Annotated in this window: 18 protein-coding genes and 1 pseudogene; 6 read left to right on the forward strand and 13 right to left on the reverse strand. The window is 62.9% G+C overall.

From position 1 onward, the window contains the following. Nucleotides 1-146 precede the first annotated feature (146 nt). From mmsB to AC56QQ_RS15880, 3 genes and pseudogenes are all read right to left on the reverse strand, one after another. Nucleotides 147-1,031, reverse strand: coding sequence for a 3-hydroxyisobutyrate dehydrogenase (gene mmsB, locus AC56QQ_RS15870; protein ID WP_497128470.1), 885 nt, complete (start codon nt 1,029-1,031; stop codon nt 147-149). 157 nt (nt 1,032-1,188) lie between these two features. Next, nucleotides 1,189-1,548 (reverse strand): annotated as a pseudogene (locus tag AC56QQ_RS15875) (four helix bundle protein); the annotation flags it as partial. Between the two features lie 60 nt (nt 1,549-1,608). Then, nucleotides 1,609-2,775, reverse strand: a complete 1,167-nt coding sequence (locus AC56QQ_RS15880) for an isobutyryl-CoA dehydrogenase (RefSeq protein WP_497128472.1) — start codon at nt 2,773-2,775, stop codon at nt 1,609-1,611. A 144-nt stretch (nt 2,776-2,919) separates the two neighbouring features. On the opposite strand from AC56QQ_RS15880, the gene AC56QQ_RS15885 reads away from it, so the two are divergent. Both AC56QQ_RS15885 and AC56QQ_RS15890 read left to right on the forward strand, forming a co-directional pair. Beyond that, nucleotides 2,920-3,534, forward strand: coding sequence for a dimethylsulfonioproprionate lyase family protein (locus AC56QQ_RS15885; protein ID WP_497128474.1), 615 nt, complete (start codon nt 2,920-2,922; stop codon nt 3,532-3,534). After that, entirely contained in the window at nt 3,534-5,009 is a 1,476-nt protein-coding gene (locus AC56QQ_RS15890) for a cobyric acid synthase (protein ID WP_497128476.1), read from the forward strand. Before AC56QQ_RS15885 ends, AC56QQ_RS15890 begins: the two co-directional genes overlap by 1 nt. Before the next feature lie 8 nt (nt 5,010-5,017). On the opposite strand, the gene AC56QQ_RS15895 is transcribed toward AC56QQ_RS15890, so the two are convergent. The 4 genes from AC56QQ_RS15895 to AC56QQ_RS15910 form a co-directional block, all read right to left on the reverse strand. After that, nucleotides 5,018-5,437, reverse strand: a complete 420-nt coding sequence (locus AC56QQ_RS15895) for a VOC family protein (protein WP_497128478.1) — start codon at nt 5,435-5,437, stop codon at nt 5,018-5,020. A gap of 72 nt (nt 5,438-5,509) precedes the next feature. Continuing rightward, nucleotides 5,510-6,340 carry a helix-turn-helix domain-containing protein gene (locus tag AC56QQ_RS15900; protein WP_497128480.1) on the reverse strand — a complete coding sequence of 277 codons (831 nt, stop codon included), beginning with the start codon at nt 6,338-6,340 and terminating at the stop codon, nt 5,510-5,512. A 101-nt stretch (nt 6,341-6,441) separates the two neighbouring features. Beyond that, nucleotides 6,442-6,612: a hypothetical protein gene (locus tag AC56QQ_RS15905; RefSeq protein ID WP_080511798.1), complete on the reverse strand. Its 171-nt coding sequence runs from the start codon at nt 6,610-6,612 to the stop codon at nt 6,442-6,444. 52 nt (nt 6,613-6,664) lie between these two features. Next, nucleotides 6,665-7,450 (reverse strand): TSUP family transporter, encoded by a 786-nt coding sequence (locus AC56QQ_RS15910; RefSeq protein WP_497128482.1) that lies wholly within the window; start codon nt 7,448-7,450, stop codon nt 6,665-6,667. A 216-nt stretch (nt 7,451-7,666) separates the two neighbouring features. Between AC56QQ_RS15910 and AC56QQ_RS15915 the strand changes: the two genes are divergently transcribed. Continuing rightward, nucleotides 7,667-8,098 carry a TerB family tellurite resistance protein gene (locus AC56QQ_RS15915; RefSeq protein WP_497101024.1) on the forward strand — a complete coding sequence of 144 codons (432 nt, stop codon included), beginning with the start codon at nt 7,667-7,669 and terminating at the stop codon, nt 8,096-8,098. 35 nt (nt 8,099-8,133) lie between these two features. Here the strand turns inward: AC56QQ_RS15915 and AC56QQ_RS15920 are convergent, their stop codons facing one another. The 5 genes from AC56QQ_RS15920 to AC56QQ_RS15940 form a co-directional block, all read right to left on the reverse strand. Next, nucleotides 8,134-9,759 (reverse strand): ABC transporter ATP-binding protein, encoded by a 1,626-nt coding sequence (locus tag AC56QQ_RS15920; protein ID WP_497128484.1) that lies wholly within the window; start codon nt 9,757-9,759, stop codon nt 8,134-8,136. Next, nucleotides 9,756-10,625: an ABC transporter permease gene (locus AC56QQ_RS15925; RefSeq protein ID WP_497128486.1), complete on the reverse strand. Its 870-nt coding sequence runs from the start codon at nt 10,623-10,625 to the stop codon at nt 9,756-9,758. The genes AC56QQ_RS15920 and AC56QQ_RS15925 overlap by 4 nt, the downstream gene beginning before the upstream one ends. Further along, the gene (locus AC56QQ_RS15930; RefSeq protein WP_497128488.1) at nt 10,622-11,569 is read right to left on the reverse strand and encodes an ABC transporter permease; all 948 of its coding nucleotides are present in this window, start codon (nt 11,567-11,569) and stop codon (nt 10,622-10,624) included. The genes AC56QQ_RS15925 and AC56QQ_RS15930 overlap by 4 nt, the downstream gene beginning before the upstream one ends. Before the next feature lie 254 nt (nt 11,570-11,823). After that, the gene (locus tag AC56QQ_RS15935) at nt 11,824-13,302 is read right to left on the reverse strand and encodes an ABC transporter substrate-binding protein (RefSeq protein WP_497128490.1); all 1,479 of its coding nucleotides are present in this window, start codon (nt 13,300-13,302) and stop codon (nt 11,824-11,826) included. A 161-nt stretch (nt 13,303-13,463) separates the two neighbouring features. Beyond that, complete coding sequence (locus AC56QQ_RS15940) at nt 13,464-14,744, reverse strand: acetylornithine deacetylase/succinyl-diaminopimelate desuccinylase family protein (RefSeq protein ID WP_497128492.1); 1,281 nt, start codon at nt 14,742-14,744, stop codon at nt 13,464-13,466. A gap of 290 nt (nt 14,745-15,034) precedes the next feature. Between AC56QQ_RS15940 and AC56QQ_RS15945 the strand changes: the two genes are divergently transcribed. From AC56QQ_RS15945 to AC56QQ_RS15955, 3 genes are all read left to right on the forward strand, one after another. Continuing rightward, nucleotides 15,035-15,463 carry a L,D-transpeptidase gene (locus AC56QQ_RS15945; RefSeq protein ID WP_497128494.1) on the forward strand — a complete coding sequence of 143 codons (429 nt, stop codon included), beginning with the start codon at nt 15,035-15,037 and terminating at the stop codon, nt 15,461-15,463. 279 nt (nt 15,464-15,742) lie between these two features. Then, a complete protein-coding gene (locus AC56QQ_RS15950) occupies nt 15,743-16,837 on the forward strand; it encodes a carboxylate--amine ligase (protein WP_497128496.1) in 1,095 nt (364 codons plus the stop codon). Between the two features lie 161 nt (nt 16,838-16,998). Then, entirely contained in the window at nt 16,999-18,222 is a 1,224-nt protein-coding gene (locus tag AC56QQ_RS15955; protein ID WP_497128498.1) for an NAD(P)-binding domain-containing protein, read from the forward strand. Here AC56QQ_RS15955 and AC56QQ_RS15960 read toward each other — a convergent pair. Further along, nucleotides 18,201-19,034 carry a class I SAM-dependent methyltransferase gene (locus AC56QQ_RS15960; protein ID WP_497128500.1) on the reverse strand — a complete coding sequence of 278 codons (834 nt, stop codon included), beginning with the start codon at nt 19,032-19,034 and terminating at the stop codon, nt 18,201-18,203. The genes AC56QQ_RS15955 and AC56QQ_RS15960 overlap by 22 nt on opposite strands. Between the last annotated feature and the right edge of the window lie 62 nt (nt 19,035-19,096).

Raw genomic sequence — 19,096 nt, forward strand, 5'->3', positions numbered from 1 at the left:
CCGGAGCGCCGGGCGGATGCGATATGTCCGCCTCGCAATCCGTTTTATAGAGACATCGTTACCGCGGAGTTATCGAGAGCTTAAGCAAACCTAAATTTGGCGCGTTTGTCGCGAGGTCCGCGAAAAAATCCAATTATATTAGCGGCTTATGGATTGCTTCCGCGTAGAAAATTAATGATGCCGGAAAAATCGGCGCCGGCGTGCCCCTGGGCGTTGAACAGCGCATAGAGCTGGGCCGCCTCGGCGCCCAGCGGTGTCACCGCGCCAGACCCAAGTGCTGCTTCCTGCGCCAGCTTCAGGTCCTTCAGCATCAGGGCAGCGGCAAAACCGGGCTTGTAGTCGCGGTTGGCAGGCGAGGTGGGCACCGGGCCGGGCACCGGACAGTAGGTGGTCAGCGCCCAGCACTGGCCGGACGAGGTCGAGGCGACGTCGAACAGCGCCTGATGCGACAGGCCCAGTTTTTCCGCCAGCACGAAGGCTTCGGCGACGCCGATCATCGAAATGCCGAGGATCATGTTGTTACAGATTTTTGCCGCCTGTCCGGCACCGTCGCCACCGCAATGGACGATGCGGCCAGCCATCGGCTTCAGGATCGGCTCGGCGGCGGCGAAGGCATCGCTGGAGCCGCCGGCCATGAACGTCAGCGTGCCGGCCGCCGCACCGCCGGTGCCGCCCGAGACCGGCGCATCGATCGACAGCAGGCCGTGTTTTGCGGCGACGGCATGCGCCTTGCGCGCCGATTCGACGTCGATGGTCGAGGAATCGATGAACAGCGCACCTTTCCTGGTCCTGGGGGCGATGTCCTCATAGACCGACAGCACATGCTTGCCGGCCGGCAGCATGGTGATCACCACGTCGGCGTCCTTCACCGCGGCCGGCGCGTTGGCCATGATGACGACGCCGTGGTCGCGGGCGACCGTGAGGTTCTCCGGCATCAGGTCGAAGCCATGTACCGCGTGCCCGGCCTTGACCAGATTGGCGGCCATCGGATTGCCCATGTTGCCGAGGCCGATGAAGGCGATGATGGTCATAGCGACGCTCCATGATTGGGTAAGGCGGTAGGCAGTAGGCAGTGGGCAGTAGGCAGTAGGCAGTAGGCAGTAGGCAGTAGGCAGTAGGCAGTAGGCAGTAGGCAGTAGGCAGTAGGCAGTAGGCAGTAGGCAGTAGGCAGTAGGTACGCAACTCGGGGGCAAGTTTGATAATGAGTTGCCGAAGCATTTTTCCGAGACCCTCGGTCGCTAACAGCATCTGATGAACTTGATCATGCGTGGCGATTCCGATGCGTTCAGCGATTTGGAGGTGTGTCTCGAACTCCTTCAATGACCCTTGGGCGATCCTGAGAAATTGCTGATAGGATCCTCTATTGTCTCGGCCGTAACCTTCCGCGATGTTTGCAGGGATAGAGGTTGCTGAGCGGCGGATTTGACTGGTCAACCCATACAATTCCTCTTTCGGCCATGTCTTGGTCAAGGAGTAGGTGGCGACGGTCAAATCCATCGCCTGCTGCCACACGATAAGATCCTTGTACGAGTTGATCTTGCCTGTCATCTCACTGCCTACTGCCTACTGCCTACTGCCTACTGCCTACTGCCTACCGCCTACATTTTATTACCGGCCGATCAGGGCGCGCGCGATGATGACGCGCATGATCTCGTTGGTGCCTTCGAGGATCTGGTGCACGCGAAGGTCCCGCACAAGCTTCTCGATGCCGTAGTCGTGCAGGTAGCCGTAACCGCCGAGCAACTGCAGCGCATCGTTGGCGACGGTGAAGCCGGTGTCGGTGACGAAGCGCTTGGCCATCGCAGACCATTTCCCAGCATCCGGCGCCTTGCGGTCGAGCTTGGAGGCGGCGGCATAGAGGAAGATGCGTGCCGCCTGCAACTCGGTCTCCATATCGGCCAGCCTGAACTGCAGCGCCTGGAACTGGTTGATCTTCGAGCCGAAGGCCTTGCGGTCGGCGGTGTAAGACAGTGCCTTGTCGAGCGCCGACTGCGCGCCGCCCAGCGAACAGGCAGCGATGTTCAGCCGGCCGCCATCGAGGCCGGCCATGGCGATGCCGAAGCCGGCGCCTTCACCCGACAAAAGGTTTTCCGCCGGTACCTTGCAGTCCTCAAAGATGACCTGGCGGGTCGACTGCATGTGCCAGCCCATCTTGTGCTCGTTGGCGCCGAAGGAAAGGCCGGGTGCATCCTTTGGCACGACGATGGTGGAAATGCCTTTCGGCCCCTCGGCGCCGGTGCGCACCATGACGGCATAGACATCGCTGTCGCCGGCGCCCGAGATGAACTGCTTGGCGCCGTTGAGGACATAGTCGCCGCCGCTCTTCACCGCGCGGGTTTTCAGCGCCGCGGCGTCCGATCCCGAACCCGGTTCGGTCAGGCAATAGCTCGCCAGCCATTCCATCGAGGTGAGCTTCGGCAGAAAGCGCTGGCGCTGCTCGTCATTGCCGAAGCGGTCGATCATCGAGGCCACCATGTTGTGGATAGAGATGAACGACGAAAAGGCCGGATCGGCATGTGACAACGCCTCGAAGATCAGCACCGCGTCGAGCCGGCCGAGCGCCGAACCGCCGACATCGTCGCGGACATAGATGCCGCCGAGGCCAAGCGGCCCGGTCTCGCGAATCACGTCGGCGGGGAAGTGTTTCCTTCGGTCCCAGTCGAGTGCATTCGGCGCGACGCGATCGGCGGCGAACGCCTGCGCCATCTCCTGGATGGCGCGCTGTTGCTCGTTGAGTTCGAACTGGCTGGTGCTCGCATCGACCGCGGCGTCCATGGCGTGCTCCCTATATGCTGGCCAACTAGCCCGCTGGCCTGTCGTTTTTGGCTTTGCGCGCGCACCAATCTAGACCAATGATGCCGCCGCGCAACCCGACCGTCCGCGGAGCGGCTGTGCATCAATGCATGTCCGGAGCGAGATGTGACGACAAAATTCGATGATCTGCTTGGACGGTTCCACGGCTATCTCGCTTCGGGGGATGACGCCCTGGTGCGCGACGCCGTGGCGCGCATAGGCTGGGCAATGCCAGCCCGTGCCCTCGAGCCACATCCGCTCGGCTGCCTGCGTCATCTCGATCGCGCCGCCGAACTGGCGCCGGTGGAAGCCAGACCGCTGGTGCGGATGGTCGCGGATCAGCGCAACGATCTCTGCTGGGGGCAGACCTACAGCGAGGCGGATTTCGGAAAAGAGTTCATCGACAATTACGGCTGGCTCGAGGTGTTCGGGACGCGCGGCCATTTCGTCAACGACGAGGTCGCCGCCGGCCTGCTGTTGCTTGGGCCTGATATCGTCTATCCAGACCACCACCACGTCGCCGAGGAAATCTACATTCCGCTGACCGGGGACACCGAGTGGCGGATGGGCGAGGGCGGCTTTCGCATGCGCGCGGCCGGCGAGGTGATCCACCACGCCTCGAATGTCGGCCATGCCATGCGAACGGCCGAGGAGCCTCTCCTGGCGCTCTATATCTGGCGTGGCGGGCCACTGGCGCAGAAATCGAACATCACCGGAACCGTCGCGCGGGGCAGGGACTGATGGCCAGGGCGATCATGCTGCAAGGCACCGGTTCGGATGTCGGCAAGACGGTGCTGGTCGCCGGCCTTTGCCGTGCGGCCAGGAACCGTGGGCTGAAGGTGCGGCCGTTCAAGCCGCAGAACATGTCGAACAATGCCGCCGTCGCCGATATCCCCGGCGACAACAATGCCGGTGGCGGCGAGATCGGCCGCGCGCAATGGCTGCAGGCGATCGCGTGCGGCGTAGCACCGAGCGTCCACATGAACCCGGTGCTGCTCAAGCCGCAGACCGATGTCGGCGCCCAGGTCATCGTGCAGGGCAAGGTGTTTGGCGAAGCGCGGGCGCGCGACTACCAGGCGCTGAAGGGCCGTCTGATGGATGCGGTGCTCGATTCCTGGGCGAAGGTCGGCGAGGGCGCCGACCTCGTCATTGTCGAGGGTGCCGGCTCGCCAGCCGAAATCAACCTGCGCAGCCGCGACATCGCCAATATGGGCTTTGCCACCCGTGCCGACGTGCCGGTGGTGCTGGTTGGCGATATCGATCGCGGCGGCGTCATCGCTTCGGTCGCCGGCACGCATCTGATCCTGCCGGAAGACGACCGGCGCATGATTGTCGGCTACCTCATCAACAAGTTCCGTGGCGACGTCTCGCTGTTCGATGACGGCCTGAAGGCGATCGAGAAATTCACCGGCTGGCGCTGCTTTGGCGTCGTGCCCTGGCTGAAGGCGGCGGCGCGGCTGCCCTCGGAGGATTCGGTGGTGCTGGAGCGGCTGGCATCAGGCGAGGCGCGTGCGCTGAAGGTAGCGGTGCCGATGCTTGGCCGCATCGCCAATTTCGACGATCTCGACCCGCTCAAGGCCGAACCGCAGGTGGAAGTGGTGTTCGTGCCCCCTGGAAAGCCGCTGCCGGCCGATGCCGGGCTAGTGGTCATTCCCGGCTCCAAGTCGACGATCGGCGATCTCCTGAGATTTCGAGAGAATGGCTGGGACCGGGATCTTGCCGCGCACCGCAAGCGCGGCGGCCATGTCGTCGGCATTTGCGGCGGCTTCCAGATGCTCGGCCGCACCGTGCGCGATCCCGACGGCATCGAAGGCAGCGTCACCGAGGCCGAAGGGCTCGGCCTGCTCGATATTGAAACGGTGATGGAGCCAGAGAAGACCGTGCGCAATGTCAGTGCCCGGTCGGTGCAATTCGACCTGCCGCTCGAGGGCTACGAAATCCATCTCGGCCGCACCACCGGGCCAGATACGCTGCGGCCGTCCGCCACCATAAACGGCGCCGATGACGGGGCGGTGTCGGCCGATGGCAAGGTGTTGGGCACCTATATGCATGGTCTGTTTGGCGCCGACGCGTTTCGCGGGAAATTCCTGGAAAGTCTCGGCATCAAGGGCGGTGGCATCGACTATCGCGCCGAGGTCGAGCGGGCGCTTGACGAGATCGCTGCCGAACTGGAAATCCACCTCGACTGCGACGCGATTTTCGCCCTGGCGCGCTGAAGGCCAGTTCAGGCCCTTTCGCCCGCCTTCGGCCAGTAGGTGCCGAACGACCACACATTGCCTTCCGGATCGCGGCAGATGAACTCACGGCTGCCATAGTCGCGGTCCGTCAGTTCCTGGATGATCGTCGCACCGGCTTTTTTCGCCTTTGCGTAGGCGGCGTCGGCATCATCGACTGCGATATAGATCGACTTGCCGCCGCCCGAGCCGGGTTCGCCAACCATCTTGCCGTAGTCGTCGTCGCGCACCGTGCCCAGCATGATCATAGAAGAACCGAAGACCAGTTCGGCATGGTGCACGACATCGCCTTCGCCATAGCGGGCGCGGACGCTGAAGCCGAAGGCTTCGCCCAGCCAGTCGATCATTTTTGCTGCATTCTTGTAGCGCAGGGCTGGGTACAGGCGGGGCGCTTCTGTGGTGGTGGGCATGGGAAACTCCTTCATCCGAGTTGGCCGATGCCCCATCCTGGGCGAAGGCCGTTCCAGCGTCTTGAAGAAATGTTACCTGGCCGAAAGCGCCCCCGGCGTCTGGCCGGCAAGGTCGCGGAATTCGCGCACCAGATGCGCCTGGTCAGCGTAGCCGCAATCGGCGGCGATATCCGCCCAGTCGACGGTCTGCTGCCTCGCCAGGCCGAGCGCGCGGTTGAAGCGGACGATGCGTGACAGAGTCTTGGGGCCGATGCCGATAGCGTTGGAGAAGCTGCTGGCGAGATGTTTGCGGCTCCAGCCCAGCCGTTCGGCAAGCGATGAGATGCGGGTCCGGCCACCAGACATGATGATGCGGTCATAGGCCCAGGCAATTTCGAGCGGCGTTTCGACGGCATTGCCGAGGCGGGCGGCGACGAAGGTCTCGGCGATGTCGAAACGCGCCGTCCAGTCCGGCGCGTTGCCAAGCCTTTCGCGCAGTGCCATGCCTTCAGCGCCGAGCACGTCGTCGAGAACGACCATGCTGTCGGTCAGTTCGCTCATCGGTCGGCGGAAGAAGCGGCGTGCGCCAAGCGGCGTGAAATTGACCTGGACGCAGCAGGCGCAGCCGAAGGATTCGATTATCACCGGCCCGGCAAAGAGGCCGGCGGCGAAGCTGCCGAAGCGGTCATTGTCGCCCGGCGCCTTGCCAAGCCCGATGGCGAAGGGCTCGGCGAAGCTGATGACCAGCGGCACGGTCAGCGACGCATATTCGATGGCGCGGAGATGGCCGGACGCGGTTTCGCGGTAGCCGCAGATGTCGGTGACGATGCCTTCAAGTCCAGGATTGGGAAGGCGCCGGCGCATCTCGAACCGTCCGGCGACCGAGCGATCCTGGTCCTGCTGGCGCTGCGTCTCGACTGGCATCGGCCATCCTTCCGCGGGAAAATCTAGCAGACCCTGGATCAGAATCAAAAGCGCCCGGCTTTTGGCCGGGCGCTCCGTATCCCCACTTCAAGGGAAACGTATCAGGCGCCGCGCATCAAACAACCGGCGGCAAGCACGATGTAGGCGATAAGCACGATCCACACCGATGCGAGTGGAATGAACGCAAGAACGCCAAGCGCGGCGAGAATGCCGATGATGGCGATAACAAGGGATATGATGAAAACGATCTGGGTAGGTGCGCTGAGATTCATGCGTGGCTCCTCCGACATGATTCGAACACCGGCATTCTATCAGGACGTGTGATCACACACCAATCATGACCCGCAAGGGGTTCGCCGGGTCGGCCAGCAGCTTCACCGCCAGCGCCACGCAGACAAGCACCAGCAGCGGCTTGATCAGTTTGGCGCCGATGCGCATGGCCAGGCTGGCGCCGAGGCGAGCGCCGAGGAACTGGGCAACGCCCATCATCAGGCCGATCTTCCAGTAGATGACACCGACAGCGGCGAAGACGATGAAGCCGCCGATGTTGGAGGCGAAGTTGAGCAATTTGGTGTGCGCCGTCGCCTTGAGCACGCCGTATCCGGCAAGCGCCACGAAGGCCAGCATATAGAAGGAGCCGGCGCCCGGTCCGAACAGGCCATCGTAGAAGCCGATTGCCGGCACCAGGGTCAGGCCGAACAGGAACGGCGACAAACGCTCGGCCCGGTCGACGTCGTTCATGTTGGGCTTGAGCGCGAAATAGAACGCAATGGCGATCAAAACCAGGGGCAGGAGGGCGCGTAGGAGATCGCCCGGCACGATCGTGGCCAGCAGCGCGCCGGCAGCGCTTCCCGCAAGTGCCAGCAGCGCCGAGGGCAATTGGCGGCGCAGGTCGACATGACCCTTCGAGGCATAGTGGATGGTCGCCGACCCGGAGCCGAACATGCCCTGCAGCTTGTTGGTTCCAAGCGCCTCGACCGGCGAGAAACCGGCAAGCAGCAGCGCCGGAATGGTGATCAGCCCGCCGCCGCCGGCGATGGAATCGACAAAGCCCGCGGCAAAGCCGGCGAACGCCAGCATGGCGACTGTCTGGATGCTGAGGTCGATCATCGAATGCGTGGGGAAATCCGGTCGGGCAGGATACCGGGCGTTCGACCACGGCCGACCTGTTTGCGCAAGGCCGATTTCGCGCTACCTCTATCCAGGCGCGCCGCGCTTGGACGGAATCACACGACGCGCTTGGTTTTTTTGATGTGCATGTCGTTATGCCAAAACCGCCGCGCAGTTTTGGGCTACATGCACTGGACGAATCGGAAAGGGACCATGATGGCGTTCGCATTGCTGGACCAGATACGCTCGATCTTCGACGGCGACCCGGGCGTGCGCAAGGTGGCGGACGATCCTGTCCTGTCGGCGGAGCTTCTGATGCTGTTCCGCATGATCCTGGCCGACGGATCGGTCAGCGAGAGCGAGATGGTTGCCTTTCGGCGTATCTGCAAGGAAGCCTTTGGCATTCCGGAAACCAGCATCGACAGCGTCATCGAGTATCTCAACGAGTTCGGCTACGAGACCAACGGCTCGCAGGCCGTTGCGCTGTTTCGCGATCTCGACATCGAGCGGCGCACGCAACTGGCTCGCCATATGGCCGAGATCGCCAAGGCGGATTCGCAACTGGCCGAGAGCGAAGTGCGCCTGTTGCGCCGCACGCTCGACCTGCTCGACATCAGCCCGGTCGATGTGGTGAAGTCGGAAGAATAGGCTCCATCTGAGTTCGACGGCAGCCCGGCTGCTGCTCACCCCTGTTCCTGCATCCGGCGTGCAATCGCCCGATGCAGGTCCGGCGCAGCAGTGACCAGGGCCTGCGCCGCCTCGGACCGAGGATGATCGAACACCTCGTTCGTCTTGCCGCGCTCGACGATCTTGCCGTCCTGCATGACCAACACCTCGTCCGTGATGGCGCGGGCGACGGTCAGATCGTGGGTGATGAAGAGATAGGCGATGCCGAGCTTCTGGTTGAGCTCGGCGAACAGGTCGAGAATCTGCGCACGGATCGAGACGTCGAGCGCCGAGACCGGCTCGTCGGCGACGACCAGCTTGGGGCGGGTGATGATGGCGCGGGCGATCGACAGCCGCTGGCGTTGGCCGCCCGAGAACTCGTGCGGGTATTTGTCCATGTCGCGCTGGTCGAGGCCGACTTCGTGCAGCGCATGCGCCACCATCTCGCGGCGCTCGGCGCGCGTTGGTTTCTTGTCCAGTACATGCAGGGGTTCGGCGACCAGTTTTTCGACCTTCTGGCGCGGATCGAACGAGCCGTAAGGATCCTGAAAGACAACCTGCATGTCGCGCCCGGCAGGCTTCAGTTCGGCTTCGCTCTTGCCGGTGATGGTCTCGCCGCGAAACCGGATCGTGCCCGAGCTCGGCCGGTCCAGCGCCAGGATCATGCGGGCGAGCGTTGACTTGCCGCAGCCGGAGCGGCCGACCAGCGCTATCGATTGACCCGGCGCTATCGACAGGGAGACATCGTCGACGGCGCGGACATCAGGCGCGCGCCACAACAGCGAGCTGCGGCGGCCGGGATAGTCGCGGGTCACGCTCTCGACCTGAAGCAAGGCTTGGCCGCCCGACGCGGCGCCATGCGGCCTGGGGCGCGCCGGAACATGCATCGAGGCCTGCGCCAATTGACGCGTGTAGGGGTGGGACTGTTCGGACAGTGTGCGCGCCGTATCGCCGGCCTCCATCACCTCGCCGCGTCGCAGGATGGTGATACGATCCGCCATCTCGGTCACCACGGCGAGGTCGTGCGAGATCAACAGCAGTCCCATGCGGCTTTCTGTGACGAGATCGCGCAACAGGTCGAGGATCTGTGCCTGCAGCACGACGTCGAGCGCCGTCGTTGGCTCGTCGGCGATCAGCAGTTTTGGCTTCAATGCGCAGGCGATGGCGATGACGACGCGCTGGCGCTGGCCGCCGGACAGTTCGTGCGGATAGCGCGACAGCGGGAATATTGCCGAGGGAAGGCCGACGCGGTCGAGCATTTTTCGCGCCCGTTCCTCGGCGTCCGCGCGGCTCGCCCTGGTGTGCCAGCGTATGCCTTCGGCCACCTGTTCGCCGATGGTCTTGACCGGGTTGAGCGCCGTCATCGGCTCCTGGAACACCATGCCGATGTCGTCGCCGCGCAGCGCGCACATCTGGTCCTCCGTTGCCGCGAGGATGTTGATGCCGTCGAACGAGACGCGCCCGGTGGCTCGCGCGGCATGCGGCAGAAGCCGCATCACCGTCAGCGCGGTCATCGATTTGCCTGAGCCGGATTCGCCGACCAGCCCCATGACCTCGCCGGGCGCGACGGAAAGCTCCACGTCCTTGAGGATCGGCGTGTCGCCGATGGTCAGCGACAGGTTGTCGATTTCCAGCAGGCTCATCGCTGCCGTCGCGATTTCGGGTCGAGGATGTCGGCGATGCCGTCGCCCAGGAGGTTCAGCCCGAGCACGGTGACGACGATGGCCATGCCGGGAAAGATCGCCATCCACGGCGCCACCACCATACGGGTCTGTGCGTCGAACAGCATGCGGCCCCAGCTCGGCATTGGCGGCTGCGCGCCCAGGCCCAGATAGGAAAGCCCGGCCTCGGCCAGGATACCCAGCGCGAACTGGATGGTGCCTTGCACCAGGAGCAGCGTGGCAATGTTGGGCAACACATGTTCGACGGTGATCTGCGTGCTGCTCTTGCCGGCGGCGCGCGCGGCGAGAATGAACTCGCGCGGCCAGATCGCCAGCGCGCCGGCGCGGGCGACCCGCGCGAACACCGGAATGTTGAAGATGCCGATGGCGATGATGGCGTTGACGGCGCCCGGTCCGAAGATGGCGGTGATCATGATGGCCGACAGCAGCGCAGGGAAGGCGAAGACGAGATCGTTGAGGCGCATCAGCGCATCGTCGACGAGCCCACCACGCGCGGCGGCAAAAGCGCCAAGCGGCACGCCGACGCCCATGCCGATGCCGACCGCGACCAACGCCACGGCAATCGAGTTGCGGGCGCCGACCATGACCATCGACAGGATGTCGCGTCCGAAATGGTCGGTGCCGAACCAATGCGCCAGCGAGGGTGCCTGCGTCTTGTCCGATATGACCAGCCTGGTGACGTCGTAAGGCGTCCAGACGTAGGAGGCGATCGCCATCGCCAGGATCAACAAGGTGATGACGAAACCGGCAACGAAGGCGCTGTTCCTGAACGCCTTGGCCATGATGCCGCTGAACGTCTCCTCGGGGATGTCGATGTGCAGCGTCATTGGCGGCTTCTCAGGCGCGGATCGACGACCGCGTAGGAGAGGTCGACGACGAGGTTGACGGCAATGACGGCGGCGACCAAAAGCATGACGACGCTCTCGACGACGATCAGGTCGCGCTGGGTGATCGCCCGGAACACCAACCGGCCGAGGCCGGGCAGGTAAAAGACATTCTCGATGATGATGGTGCCGGCAAGCAGGAAGGCGAACTGCAGGCCGAGGATGGTCAGCACCGGGATCATGGCGTTGCGCAGCGCGTGCCGCCACAAGACGGCGCGATAGGGCAGGCCCTTGGCGCGGGCGGTGCGGATATAGTCCTCGTTCAGCACCTCGATCAACGCCGAGCGGGTAACGCGCGCCAGGATCGCCGCCTGCGGCAAGGCAAGCGCCACCGCCGGCAGCAGCAGCGATTTCAGCGCCGGCCAGACGCCGGCGGCCCAGCCAGGAAAGCCACCGGCCGGCACCAGCCGCAGCCAGACGGCGAAGACATAGATCAGCATCAGCGCGAACCAGAAATTGGGCACGGCGACGCCAAGCTGCGCGGCGCCCATAGCCACGGTGTCACCGGCCCGGCCGCGCCGGCTGGCGGAAAACAGGCCGACGGGAATCGCGATGATGGTGGAGAGCGCGAGCGCGATCAGCGCCAGCGGCAGCGAGACGGCAAGCCGTTCGCGCACGAGATCGATGACCGGCACCGAATAGGTGTAGGAGCGGCCGAAATCGAGGCTGAGCAAACCACCGGCCCAGCGCAGATAGCGCAAGGCAAGTGGTGCGTTGAGACCCATCTGGTTGCGCAGCAGTTCGACTTGGTCGGCGCTGGCGTTCATGCCCAGCATCAGGCGCGCCGGGTCGCCGGGGAGAACCTCCAGCACGGCGAACACCACTATCGAAGCCAGCACCAGCGTGGCGAGGGCGATGGCCAGGCGCTTGAGAAGATAGGCGGTCATGGAAGCTCGACGCCAGCGTCGTCATCCTGGGGCGAAGCAGGAGCGAAGCGACGTCGCGAAGACCCCAGGATCCATGCCGTGACGGAGTTCGAAGAGCGCGACGATCCAAAGCTCGCGTCGCCTCTTTCTATCTTCACTGCTGCGTCTCCCAGATTCTGCACCGTACGGGCGTTCGCAAGTCACGGAATGGATCCTGGGGTCCGCGCTGTTCGCTGCGCTCACTGCTTCGCCCCAGGATGACGAAATCCAGAGGTTCAATCCGACCACTTTACCTTGGTCAGGTCATTGGCCTGGATCGGCGCGTTTTCCCACAAGCCTTGCAGCTTGGCGTCCCAGACACCAACCTTGGGCAGTTCGAAGAGGAAACCGACCACGGCATCGTCGGCCAGGATCTTCTGCGCCTGTCCCAGCAATTTCTTGCGCTTGGCTTCGTCGGAGGTGAGGTTTAGGTCGGCGATGAGCTTGTCGAAGGCCGGATTGTCATAGTTGAAATAATAGTCCTTGCGCGAATAGATATCGATGTCGCTGGGCTCGGTGTGCGAGACGATGGTCAGGTCGTAGTCTTTCTTGGTGAACACCTGGTCCAGCCACTGCGCCCATTCGACCGGAATGATTTCGAGGTCGATGCCCACGTCGCGAAGCTCCGAGGCGATGATCTCGCCGCCGAGCCCGGCATAGGCGGGCGGCGGCAGTTTCAACGTCGCCTTGAAGCCATTTTCCAGCCCGGCTTCCTTCAACAGTTCCTTGGCCTTGGCGACGTCATGCGGGTAGCGGCCGGTGAGGTCGACATAGTCCTTGTTGGCTGGCGACATGTGCGAACCGATCGGCTGGCCGAGGCCCGCCGAGGCGCCGTCGATGATCGCCTTGCGGTCGAGTGCGTAGGAAATCGCTTGCCTGACCTGCAGCTTGTCGAAGGGCGACTTCTTGTTGTTGATCGACAGGATGGTTTCACCTTCGGTCGAACCGATCACCACCTTGAAACGCGGGTCGTCCTTGACCTGGGCGACGCTGTCGGCATCGAAGAATGGAAAGGCCTGGATGTCGCCGGAGAGCAGCGCCGGCACGTAGGCGGCGGCGTCCGGCACGATGCGGAACTCGGCCTTGTCGAGGGACGCCGGCGTGCCCCAGTAATTGTCGGACTTCACCAGCGTGATCGAAGACCCCTTGGCCCAGCTCTGGAATTTGAACGGGCCGGTGCCGATCGGTTTCTCCTTGTTGGTGTCGGCTGTCTCCGGCGCCACGATCACCGCGTCGCCCCAGCCCATATTGTAGAGGAAAGACCCTTGCGGGTTCTTCAGAGTGACCTTGACCGTCGCCGGATCGATCACATCGACCTTGTCGATGGCGGCGAACAGGCCCTTTTGCGCATTGACCGAATTGTCGGCACGGGCCCGGTCGAGCGAGAATTTCACGTCGTTGGCGTCGAAGTCGGTGCCGTCGTGGAATTTCACCCGGGTGTGCAGCTTGAAGGTATAGGTCTTGCCGTCGTCGGAGATGGTCCAGCTTTCGGCCAGATCCGGCAGCACCTCGCCCTTTGGCCCGATGCGGGTCAGACCCTCGAACACATTGGCGTAAAGCACCTCGTCGATCGCCGCTGCCGCGCCGGCGGTCGGATCCAGGTGCGGCGGTTCAAGCGGAATGCCGATGACCAGGTCGGTTCGCGCGGCAAATGCAGAGGTGCCAGTGGCCAGTGCCAGGACCGTCGCGGCCAGAATGGTTTTCCACAATTTCATCGTGCAACTCCCCATGTGTCAAACACGTGCTCAAACCCGGGCGATAGAAGCGTGATTTTGCGGTGGAGTAAATTGCGTTTCGTACTGCCCGACGGCGTGGCTGGAAATGTTTTTGTCCTGACAGCCCGATTGCCAGGTCGAAGTCTTTCGCCATGCAGGGATCATCCCGCGACCGTACCCCGCAGCAGCACGTTGAGGCCGATCGCCATCACCTTGGCCGATTCCACCATGTCCGATATCCCGACCCATTCGTCCGGCCGGTGGGCGAGGTCGAGAATGCCCGGACCATAGGCGATGCAATCATAGATGTGACCAATGCGGGCTATGTGCTTCTGGTCGTAAGTGCCTGGCGAAATGACATAGTCGGGTTCGCGGTCGAAGATCGCCATGATGCCTTGCGCCACCGCCTTGACCACCGGCGCGTCGCGCTCGGTCATCAGAGGCAGCACTTCCATCAGGTCACGGATCTCATAGTCGAACTTCTTGCGCTCGCGCTTCAGCCGATCGAGAATGCCTGTCACTTCGCCTTTGACCGTGTCGAGATCCTCCTCGAGCAGGAAGCGGCGATCGATTGTCAGCCTGCAGGAATCGGGCACGTTGGGCGAGGGCAGGCCGGGCCGGAAATCCTCGGTCTGTCCGCCATGGATGGAGTTGATGTTCATGGTCGAGCGCTTGGCGCCTTCCGGCACCACCGGCATGCGCGTCATCTTGCGATCGAGGGCCGGAAACAGCTCGTCCTCGAAAGCCTGCAGCACGGCGCCCATGTGGCGTACCGCATTGTCGCCCAGAAACGGCATCGAGCCGTGCGCGATCTCGCCCTTGGTCTCGATCTCCGCCCACCAGACGCCGCGATGGCCAAGGCAGATACGGTCCTTGTTCAAGGGCTCGGGGATGATGACGTGGTCGACCCTGGGTTTCGAGAAATAGCCAAGCCTGGCCAGGTGGGCGACGCCGCCGAAGCCGCCGGACTCCTCGTCGACGGTGCCGGATATCTCGATGGCACCTGGAAAGTCGGGAAAGACTTCCATGAAGGCTTCGGCGGCGATGATCGAAGCGGCCAGGCCGCCCTTCATGTCGCAGGCGCCGCGGCCGTAGACCTTGCCGTCCCTGACGACACCGGCGAACGGATCGAGGGTCCAGCCGTCACCAGCTTCGACTACGTCGATATGCGAGTTGAAGTGGACGCAGGCGCCGGGCGACCTTCCGTCGAAACGGGCGACGACGTTGACGCGCGGGTAGCGATCGGTGTCACCGGGGGTGCCCTCGGCGCGGATGAATTCGGTTTCGAAGCCGCGTTTCCTCAGCCGCGCGCCGATGTACTCGGCACAGGGCCGGTAGGCCTCGCCGGGCGGGTTGATGGTCGGAAAACGGATCAGGTCGGCGGTCAGCGCGACAACATCGTCGCGCCGGTCATCGATTGCCTGGAGGAGTCGTTCGTTCATCGGCAGAGTTGAGCAGCGAACGGCGTGGCATTGCAAGCCTGTTTGCGCCACCGCCAGCGTGGCGGGTTTGGAGCCGCTGGCGCCCTGACAGCTTCAGCGGCCGGCAACGTCAGTCCACATCAAAGTGCGACGTGTCGTTGTGGCAACTATCGCGGGAAATCATTCAAATTCGCTGCTTTGGATTGGCGAATTGGTCAAGGACTGTGTGGTATCTCATTCACCTGCCATTAAAAAGATGAAAAACAACGTGATGGCAGGCAGGCAAGGGGCAATCAAAGGGGTTTGATCGCATGAAAAAGACAGTTCTCATGGCAGCAGTGTTTGTCGCGATGCTGTTCGGTGCTTCGGGGCAGAGCTGGGCAGCCAGTCTCGTTGCAAACATAGACGTGTCGTCGCAGACGATGACGGTAAGATATGGCCTGTCGGTTTACCGGTGGAGCGTGTCCACCGCGCGTCCAGGCTATTTCACACCGCGCGGCACCTATCGGCCGCAGCGCACGGCTCGGATTTGGTATTCGCGCAAATATCATATGTCGCCAATGCCCTATTCGGTTTTCTTCCATGGCGGCTATGCCATCCATGGAACCGGCGCAGTCAGGCAGCTCGGCCGGCCGGCATCGCATGGTTGCGTGCGGCTGCACACCGCCAACGCCGCGACCTTCTATTCGATGGTGCGGGAAGTGGGTTTCGGCAACACGCGGATTGTGGTGACGAACTAGGTCTGTCGCGCATCGTCCAGGCCGCGGCTCAGTCGTGACTTATGCTAGATCGGTTCAGTGTCGATAGAGCCACTGAACCGCTTTGGCTGTTGGTTTTTATGCGCTTGCATTTTCAGGCCAGTCAATCGGTGCGCCGGGAAACTTGCCGTTTGCCGGAATAGACAGATGCTTTCCCAGCCTGAAATCGACGATCGTGTTTCAAGTCGACCCGCCGGAGTGGTCATTCTCGGTGGCGCGCATGGGACGCTGGCGCTGGCCAGAAGCCTTGGCGCACAGAAAGTGCCTGTCTGGCTGGTGAGCGCCGATACACCTTTGCCGCGTTTCTCGCGTTATGCTCATCGACAGATGACGTGGCCCGGCCCCGATGATGGCGGCGCGGTTGCCTTCCTGCTCGATCTGGCCGCGACCCAGGGACTGGACGGCTTTCTCCTGATCCCTGGCGGTGATCCTGAAGTGCGGCTGGTGTCGCAATCCATCGACCAACTGTCTGATGTCTTCGACGTGATGCTGCCACCATGGGAGCAACTGAAATGGGTTTGTGAAAAACCGCTTCTGTATCGCCGGGCCCAGGAACTGGCAGTCGCCATTCCGTTGACGCACGAGTTCGCTTCGCTTCAGCAGGCAACGGCCGCCGAGCTTCGCTTTCCTGTCGTCCTGAAGCCGAATATGGGCGGGAGCAGCCGTTTTGCGCGCGCGAAAGCCATTCTCGCCAACGACCAGGCGTCGTTTTTGACAGCCTACGGACGGGCTGCCGAAGAGATCGGCATTGAGAATGTTGTCGTTCAGGAAATGATACCGGGGGGAGGAGAAAGTCAGTTCTCCTATGCGGCGCTGTGGAACCGGGGAGCGCCGGTGGCGGAATTTACCGCCCGCCGTACACGGCAATATCCGGTCGACTTCGGCTATACCAGCACGTTCGTGGAGGTCGTCGACGAACCGCAACTGATCGACGCCGCGCGCCGGCTGCTTGGGTCGATCGCGCATCACGGATTGGTGGAGGTCGAATTCAAACGCGACCCTCGCGATGGCTCGATGAAGATACTCGACGTCAATCCGCGGCCCTGGACATGGTTCGGGCTCGCCGCCGCCGCGGGCGTCGATCTCGGCGCCATGCTTTGGGCGATCAAGTCGGGCCACAAGATCGAGACGGCCTCGGCGCGGCCAAATACGTCCTGGATGTATCTGGTTCGGGACATGGTCGCGGCCGGCAAGTTGATCTCACGTGGTCGGCTGACAAGGCGAGCTTATTTGCGCTCATTCGCCTCGGTGCGAGCATGGGCGACATTCGCGGCAAGCGATCCCATGCCCGGCCTTATCGACATACCATTGACTGTCTGGAGAGTGCTGACGAGGCGGATACTTCGTAAGCTGTGAAAACAATTAACTGATAGGGCCAGTTAATCTGCCGGCCCCTGCGGCAGGACCCGTTCTATTTCCGCATTCTTAACCTGGGAATGTTTAGGACGATGACGTGCCGGAGTGAACTCCCGGTTGAGATCAGGCCACCAGAAAACAGATCCGCGAGACCAACTGACATGACCGCTTCCATGCCCAGGACTGATTGCGAGGTGGCTGTGATCGGCGCTGGACCCTTTGGGCTGTCCGTTGCCGCCGCCCTCAAGGCTGCGCGCGTCGAAACGCTTGCGCTTGGCGGCGCAATGTCCTTCTGGCGCGACCATATGCCAAGGGGCATGAGGCTGCGCTCGCCCTGGCACGCGACCTATATCGGCCACACGAACGGTCCGCTCTCGCTCGACTCCTATGCAGGAATCCTTGGCATCTCGCCGCGCGAACCGCTTTTGCTCGAGAACTTCGTCGACTATGGACTGTGGATACAGGCCCAGACGGTTCCGGATCTGGATACGCGGATGGTAAGTCGCGTCGAGGCGGCGAACGGAGGGTTTCGTCTCGCCCTGGCCTATGGAGATGCCGTCCACGCGCGTCGCGTCGTCATCGCCACCGGTCTGATGAACCAGCAGATGATACCCGCCGTCTTCAATGGATTGCCCGGCGAACTGGTCAGCCATGCCAGCGAGCATGCCGGCTACGAGGCTTTTCGCGGCAAGCGCGTCGCTGTCGTCGGTCGCGGGCAAAGTGCGTGCGAATCCGCTGTGTTGCTCAAGCGAAGCGGGGCGGATGTCGAACTTGTCTGCCATGGCGACATCCATTGGCTGGGCTATCGAGCGCTGTCGGGAAAGCAAGGATGGAGTTTACGCGATTTCGCTTCGGAGCGTCTTGCGTCTCCCTCCAGGGTTGGCCCGTTCCCACTGTCCTGGCTGGTCGAAGTTCCAGGCTTTGTGCACCGCTTTCCGGAGGCAGCCCGGGCCGGGCTCAACAAGCGCAGTCTTGGTGCCGGCGCGTCAGGCTGGCTGAAGCCGGACTTCGACGGAATAAAGGTCAATGCCGGCAGCAGGATTGTCGGCGCCGCCGCCAAGGGGCACGCCATTGAACTGCGGTTCGAGAAGGATGCCGCCACCTTCGATCACGTCCTGCTCGGCACCGGCTACCAGATCGATATTGCCAGGCTCGGATTGTTCGCGCCCGCCATGCTTGCCGCGATTGCGCGCCGGGAAGGGGCTCCCGTGCTCTCGGCGGGGTTCGAGTCGAGCGTTCCAGGCCTGCATTTCGTCGGCGCGAGCGCGGTCGGTAGTTTCGGCCCGCTGATGCGGTTCACCGCCGGTACGCCATACGCGGCCCGAAACGTCACGCGTTTCGTCCGGAAGGCCGGAAGCAGGGGCTATGCCGCGAGCCGAGATTGAAAGACCGCATAGTCGACGGTTCGGATCGCATCGAGGAAGTGAGGCATCGGCGGCACGGGAAGTTCCGCGAAAATGCCGGCCTCGCGGATCGCGGGCCTCGCCCAATCGATGGCGCGGTGGCTTGAGCTTCCGTAGACGATGAAACAGTCCCGCGGCCGCCGTTCGAGCGACGACACGAGATTGTTCAGCACGATGTCGAAAACATCCTTTGAAAAAGGATTGTAGAAATAGACCACCAGGGGTGCCTCGGGAAATTCGTAAGCCGCCGCATCCGCCTGGACGACACTGAGCGCCCGGCATTTCTGCGACGGATCCCTGAAGCGCTCGATGTTGCTTCTGGCGATTTCCACCAGCTCGCGGGCGAACTCGACGCCGATGATGGTTGCGAATGGATATCGCGACGCCAGCAGCAGTGTTCGCGACTTTCCAGAGCCGATGTCGATGAATGTGTGATCCTGGAGATCGCGGGGCAGCGACCGCATGATGAAGTCAAAGGTTCTGGGCGAGGTGCAGACGGCTTCATTGCCCTTGCCGCGATGCGGGCCGACGACATCCAGCGCGCCGAGCTGGATGGAGCCGGCGGTGTCGACGCCGTGCTGGCGATCCCATTTTCGCGCGAGAAGGTCGGCGAGGATGTAACGGAGATTTCGCAGGACAAAGCCAACGCTTGCGCCGAGTCCATGCCGGCGGACGAGCCTGATCGGCTCCAGCAAGCCCCGCTGACGGATATAGGACCATGCCCTGCCGAAACGGCCATACGAACGATCTTCGAGGCCATCCCGATCCAGGCGACGCGTCTCGAGATTTGCCATGCAACGGGCTCCATCCCAGCCGATGAACATCGTTCGGGATACTTGCACCGTGGTCCTTTAAG

It is taken from the genome of Mesorhizobium sp. RCAM 05099, assembly GCF_059683685.1.